The following is a 6,259-nucleotide window of genomic DNA, read 5'->3' on the forward strand; positions in this document are numbered from 1 at the left end:
AATTAGGTTGCTTCAATAGTAAATCCTTCATGCGCCAGTTCTACCGATTCAATCGCCACTTCGTTTCCGCTGGCTTTCATACCAGGTCCTTCGAGCTTGACAGGAAATGCCTGCTTTACTTTCCAGATGATAACAGGATTATGCTCTTCATTCAACAACTTGATGGTGATATCACGTCGCTCGATGGTATTCATCTTAACCGTATTAAGCCAGGAGAAGAATTCATTGTCACCGCCGAATATGCCCCGCTTGAGCGTGATGTTGGAGAACTTCTGGATACCAGGCATTTTCGTCACGTGAAATTCAGGACTTGCCCCATCGCGGTACTCGATGGCCTGTATTTCATAGGTCAGCCCGGTTACTTCTGTGAAGCCGACGTTGGATCCGCCCCAATCAACAAGAAAATGAAAAGCCGGTAATGGATATGTATTTGCCATTGTAATAAAGAATTAGTTGTTTAAGATTTTTGTTACAGGTCAGGATGTCTGTACTTTATGTGAGAACTCAAGTATGATAAATTCTGCCGGGCGTACTGCTGCCATACCGATCTTTACGATCATTCTTCCTTCAAGTATGTCTACAAACGTCATGGTCTTGTTAAGGCCGACTTCCACAAAAAAAGCTTCCTCTGGTTTGGCGCCCGCAAGTGCACCCTGTCTCCACAGGAGCGTGAGGTAGTTTTCGATCATGCTTTTCACCTTCACCCAGGTATTGGCATCGTTGGGTTCAAATACAGCCCAGAAAGTTGATTTTTTTACAGACTCTTCTACCATGTTGAAGAATCGGCGCACAGGTACATATCTCCACTCATTATCGTTGCCGGCAAGTGTTCTTGAACCCCATACCAGAACCCCCTTGCCGCTGAATGAGCGGATGGCGTTCACTGATTTACCAGCATCCACGTCGATGTTCAATCCGTCCTGTATGTTGTCTGTAATATTTACCAATACACCTTTGGCATAAGTAACGCTTACGTTGGCAGGGGCTTTCCATACACCTCTTTCGTTATCCACTCTTGCATATATACCTGCCATGGCGCCGGATGGAGGCAGAATGGTGAGATTATTGTTTACACCGTCAATGATGTTTTTGAATACCGGCCATATTCGCTTCAGTTCCTCTTCCGCAGCTTTTTCAAATGCGCTGCCAAATATTTCGATAGACGAAACAATGTTGTTGAAATAATTAAACAATACCTGCAGCTTCGGAAGCGCATCTTTCATATTAATAATCTGATCGGCCGCTGTAGCAGCAGCAGCGACAGTCAGTAAAGCAGTATTAACAGCGGCCAGATTCGCTAATGGCAAGTTATACGTTTGGAAAACCAGGGCACCAGCGGGAACCCCATCCCTGGCGGGAATTACGGGGGCGGTTGAAATAGCATTTAATCCAGCCTGGAGATTGGAGAAGGTGGCATCCCAACCTACAAGCTCAGTTATCTTAGCAAGGAAATCACCCACCGCGTTAGCAGGGAATGCGGGTGGAGGTAAAGCAAACCCGATCGACGTCCAGGTATTTTCTACCATTCTTTGATTGCTCATGAAACCCACGCTGTCGAAACCGAAGTCGTCCAGCAACACCGTAAGATTGTATATCTGGCGGATCAATTTCACCACTTCCAGTGCAGCAATATTTACATTAGCAACAATCGGGTTTGCCTCCGCAGCTGCGATGAGGCTGTTGACCGATTGTAGTAATTGCGCATAACCACCGGAGAGGGATGGCAGATTTTTAGTAGCACCTGCCGGAGTATATTCAACAAACTCCGGGTTAGCAATAAGATTAGAATCGAGAATACTGGCAATTCGCGCGGCAATAAATTTATTATCGTTCACAAGTTCATCTAGTAGGATGATCTGGCTTTTGATGGCAAGTGTATCAGCCGCTGAAAGATTTTTAACCAGTGAACTCAGCACAACCGCTGTCGTTGTACCCGCGAGCACGATCTGGTCTTTTATATCGCGATAGTGGACGTCTTTTTTGATTCCAACCTTTATCCACGGCGTATATACAGCACCGTATTTCAGGTTCGCCATGCCAATATTTTCCCGGAACTCTTTAACCTTATTGGCATGCGCTGTCTTATCCTCAGCTTTTTGAATATCGAACACACCCACACGATCCATCAGGTCACCGCACTGTTGTAATGCCGCTTGTTGCAACGTATACATATCACCAGCCATTGAAACCGCATCAGGGAAAACGATCATCGTTGGCTCATCTACTTCTTTCAATACTTCAAGTCCACCCAGCATGCCGGTAGCGGGCGCAATTCCCCCGATATCTACAGCTCCATTGTCTTTGTATTTATCCACGGCTATGATATAGCTATCACCACCTCCATTGGCAAAGAACATCTGCATGGAATCATATAAGAAATAAAGTTGTTTGTTGACCGCTTTAACCACCTGGTTGTTCCCATCAATTTCTATCCCGTTACCCGTTGCCTTATCAAAAATCAATTTCGGGCCGCTTCCAAAATATTGCACGAACTCAACCATCGAGCTAATCTTTTTATATTTCAGAAAAAGACTCTCGCCGTTGGTCTCTTCCGCTTTCTCGGTGTAACCGATAAAAGCAGGTATGGCGGTAGGAACCTGTGCTACCGACGGCGGAAATATGGAGACTTCGTTCACATATACCCCGGGCGTTTTAATTGATGAGACAACCATATGATGACGTTTTATGTGGTGATTTAATGATTATACGTTGACGACTATCTTGGTGATAATATTATTGAGTGCATCTTTTTGTACAGTGATGGAAGAAGGAAGGGGCATAGTATCGAGTACGGTAGTGGCAGGAACTTTCTGCAGCTGCAATTGCATAGGGCGTTGTGAATAGGTGAGCTTTACATTGGATTTGAATTGAACAAAACCGTTCACATCATCAGCTACACCCACCACGGCGAAAGTTCGTAGTGGTTCCGGCGGTACAGGTACATGCGTAATCTTAAGCTGGCTTGCCAGGTACGGAGGGATTGCTTTCTTACGGATATGGACATCGAAAAACCAATCGGTCGCGCGGCTGGTGATATTGACAACATAGCGTTGAAACGGTGGGATACCAGTCCATGCCAAACCTGACTGGTAACTGATTTCTACAATAGCAAGTGTGTCGGTTGAATAATCTTCCGAACAATAGACCGCTTCATCAACATCACCGCCCGAAGTAACATGACGAAGGGTATAAGATCCATCTGTAGAATTTTTTAGATCAACGAACAGAGCTTCTTTCTTCCCAACAGGTTCTACAACTGTCCTGGCGCGAACGATGATGGTCCGCAATACATTACCGGTGGCGTCCAAAACTTTCAACAAACCAGGTACGTTTTCCATTACCAGTTCGTGTTTGAATTGCATGGGTCGAAACAGCACTGTCGCATTTAGAGGGCCGGTAAGAACATTGATATCCCCTGTGGTATTAAAGAAGGGATTCTTCAACAGGAATATCTTATCCCTTTCCCAATTATTGACGTCGGCATAATACCAGAACTCCGGATTGGCGACCGTGACCTTGAACGTAAATTTTTCGACAACATTAACCGGGCGGAAAGGCGTAGCATCATTGGTGAAGGGACTGCATTCATAAATAAGAGACATTCCATTTATAGTTTTCTTCGACAGCATTTTAAACCGGCTCATCTGCTTCACACAATAGCAGGTAGGTACGATAACAAAATCACCATGCGGCAGCATATCCACATAATAAGCTGTGGTAAAATCAATCGAGAAAAGGTGTTCGTAACGAAGTCTCATATTAGTTGACTACCTCATCGGTTATAAGCTCTTTGATCAATGGAGTTTCCGGCGATACAACAGTCTCACGGAATGTTAACATCCTGCATTTGTATATAACCGATGGAAGATACTTCGCTCCCATGGTCGCCCAAAGATGGTTGAGTTGTTCGAACGTGAGACTGATCGGTTCGATGATCAATTTCTCTATCCCTGCGGCCATCAGTACGGGATAGTGTTTTTTTGAGAAAACATTTCTGTATTGGAAAAAGAAAACAACCTGGTCGAGTAAAATCAATGCCCGTTCATAGGCGCTTTGTGGTCCTGATGTTGTATCCGAGAACCCTGCGAATTGTATATAAAGATTCAATTTGATATCCGGGTTCTGTACATGCAACTTGTCATCGGGTGTCTTAAGATAAGGAAGTTGAGATTTGCCAACCGTCTCTTCTTCTGTATTCACGAGCGTCATAACTACAAAATCACCAGTCTTATTAAACAAATGATTTTCCTGGTCTACTATATTGGAGAGAACCACCGGATTTGCTAATGCGCCTACCATATTAAGGGGATCTTTCAATGTAATGAAGTTGTTTAATGCGAGTCTTAAGAAGGACAGGGATATATGTATCATTTATCAATTATTGTTTTTAGATAATTTGACTCTCATACTTAAAAAGGGATGCGACCACATCAATAAAACATTACATGTTCATCAATTACAATAATATTTCGTCCCTTATTTTGCTACTCTATAAAATCTACGATGGGAAGCAATTTGAATTCCAACGTCTGATTTTTTAGGTCAAGGTGAGGTTAATTTAGGAGTATTAAAAGTGACATTCATAATAAAAGAATTTAATAATCATAAAATGTAATAAGAAAAGATTATTGCTGCCAATAAGATAACGTGAACAGCACTTTTAAAGACGCGAACAGAAGATAATTTACGCGAAATAAATTAAGCGTCATTTACCAATAGTTCCAAAAGCAGCAAGCGAAATGGCATGTTTAAGTTTTATTGAAACCTTGAAATCAAATTCAAAAGTTTGATCATTATAATTGCCCCCTGAAAGTCTGCGTGTGTTAACAGCACAAAAACGACCAATGCGAAGAAATTGTGTTTTCGGAAGCTGCAGCAGAAAATCTTTTAGAGTGTTAGCTCGTACTGTTTTTTTAATTGTATCATCAAAAGCTACATACACCTTTACTAAATGATCACAGCTCTCCATCATAACTATATCATCTGGACGAGCGTACACATAGTCGCCATTTTTTACAAAAAGACGGAATAGGTCTTTAGCATTTGGATAAGTTGTGGTTGACAGTTCTTCATTAGAATGGTCATGAAGCAATAAATTTGAAATTATACTTGGAATTTGACTTTGTTCTTTGTTAGCAGAAAATCTAACTTTACTTTTAATAAATTCTTCATTAATTATAATTTCGGAGGAGCTACTCTTAACTTTTTTATTGCTTGCAAATTTGGAAGTGCCAGCCCCACTATAGATATCGATATCACGTTCTCTTTTGGTTGAGGAGAAGTTTTGCAGTTTACTCATCGGTATGAATACTTATAATCTTTTAATTCATTGTTTTTATCCAAAACAAAAATCACTTATGTTCATCAATATAATAATTCTGAGGGTTTCAAATTAAAACCAATTCTGTTACTTTTAATCTACAACCTCAACTTTAAAAGAAGTTGTTTTCAATCGAATCAATTCAATTTTTTTAAATTTAAATGAGTATTTATTGGGCACTTTCCTCTGTAAAACTTTCCTTTTTGTAGTAAATAGAAGAATTTAAAAAAGTGATGCAGAAAATACTCATAGGGCTATATATATTATTTTTAGCCAAAAGGAGATTGATTTATCAAAACATTTGTGCAGATTCAAATTAAGATAGAAACTTTGAATTGAATTTGCAATAGCAAAATAGCTTTCTAAAAAAATGCAAGTATTTATTTCACAAAAAAGGAACCCACGAATGCTTCAATCTTCTCCGGCATTATATTCCAAATATAATATCGTTCGCAGGAGTTTGTCAAGAGTAGAATTACGCACTTTTATTTAAGATAGTGCAGATATACATCTATCTATTACACCAGTGAAAAAGTTATGGCAAGAAATGATACTTAGGTCCGATGTCACATTGAATTATCCTGATAACACATAAGCAGAGATTAGTACCGTTCCTACCAACCCTGCATTTTGTTGCTTTAATTCCTGAAGGTCTTCCATCACTTCAGTTAGTACTGTTTGTATGATTTCAGCTTCCATAACTGTCGGTTGATTTACAGGTGATGAGATTGCCTTTTTTTCTTTCGCTTTTGTTTAAAATGTTTGTCTATTTCTTCGTTGTTGGGCTGCGGTTTCATAAGCACATCTACAGTGTCTTCTTTATTGCTTTGGAAGTTCGAATGATTTGAACTTGCAGACTGCTGAACTAAGGGTTGGACAGGTAGATTACTTTGACCTTGAGCTCGTAAAACCTGTTGCCTTGCAAGTATTTTTTCAATG

General features: G+C 40.6%; 7 protein-coding genes. All 7 read right to left on the reverse strand.

Annotation, left to right across the window (positions count from 1 at the left end; all coding sequences use genetic code 11):
* Positions 1 to 2 precede the first annotated feature (2 nt).
* Positions 3 to 437: a phage tail protein gene (locus SAE01_RS22375; protein ID WP_147206062.1), complete on the reverse strand. Its 435-nt coding sequence runs from the start codon at positions 435 to 437 to the stop codon at positions 3 to 5.
* Between the two features lie 39 nt (positions 438 to 476).
* On the reverse strand, positions 477 to 2,672 hold the full coding sequence (locus SAE01_RS25000; protein ID WP_246113307.1) for a phage tail sheath C-terminal domain-containing protein: 2,196 nt from the start codon (positions 2,670 to 2,672) through the stop codon (positions 477 to 479).
* A gap of 30 nt (positions 2,673 to 2,702) precedes the next feature.
* On the reverse strand, positions 2,703 to 3,758 hold the full coding sequence (locus tag SAE01_RS22385; protein ID WP_147206063.1) for a hypothetical protein: 1,056 nt from the start codon (positions 3,756 to 3,758) through the stop codon (positions 2,703 to 2,705).
* A gap of 1 nt (position 3,759) precedes the next feature.
* Positions 3,760 to 4,371 carry a Pvc16 family protein gene (locus tag SAE01_RS22390; RefSeq protein ID WP_147206064.1) on the reverse strand — a complete coding sequence of 204 codons (612 nt, stop codon included), beginning with the start codon at positions 4,369 to 4,371 and terminating at the stop codon, positions 3,760 to 3,762.
* 334 nt (positions 4,372 to 4,705) lie between these two features.
* Entirely contained in the window at positions 4,706 to 5,299 is a 594-nt protein-coding gene (locus SAE01_RS22395) for a LytTR family transcriptional regulator DNA-binding domain-containing protein (protein WP_147206065.1), read from the reverse strand.
* A 597-nt stretch (positions 5,300 to 5,896) separates the two neighbouring features.
* Positions 5,897 to 6,019: a hypothetical protein gene (locus SAE01_RS25110; protein ID WP_262713389.1), complete on the reverse strand. Its 123-nt coding sequence runs from the start codon at positions 6,017 to 6,019 to the stop codon at positions 5,897 to 5,899.
* A 14-nt stretch (positions 6,020 to 6,033) separates the two neighbouring features.
* The coding region (locus SAE01_RS24855; protein WP_218029226.1) for an SH3 domain-containing protein at positions 6,034 to 6,259 on the reverse strand (226 nt) is incomplete at its 5' end.

The sequence above is a fragment of the Segetibacter aerophilus genome (assembly GCF_007991655.1).
GTDB lineage: Bacteria > Bacteroidota > Bacteroidia > Chitinophagales > Chitinophagaceae > Segetibacter > Segetibacter aerophilus.